The following is a 232-nucleotide window of genomic DNA, read 5'->3' as shown; positions in this document are numbered from 1 at the left end:
GGTTACGACGAATTCATTCTCGAAAAGGGAAACGTTCAATACCTCCGCGACGAAGTCGCCGCGTTCAACAATTTCTATTCAACCGTTGATCGCTACCAGGAAAGAGTAGTTGCTTACCTCCTGGCAAACGCGGTTTCGATGAATAACCCTTTCTTTATCGAATGGAACATTCGACCTGACGAGGGTTTGGAATTCCAGCCCCGGCAAATGGTGACCATGAAAGACGGGTCAC

General features: G+C 48.3%; 1 protein-coding gene. It reads left to right on the top strand.

The features are described 5' to 3' along the window. A partial coding sequence (locus RYX56_RS25530; RefSeq protein ID WP_317124541.1) for a phage DNA encapsidation protein occupies nucleotides 1-232 on the top strand: 232 nt, incomplete at both ends.

It is taken from the genome of Alkalihalophilus lindianensis (genome assembly GCF_032843265.1).
Classification (GTDB): Bacteria; Bacillota; Bacilli; order Bacillales; family Bacillaceae_D; genus Alkalihalophilus; species Alkalihalophilus lindianensis.
This window is presented reverse-complemented; position numbering and strand designations above follow the sequence as displayed.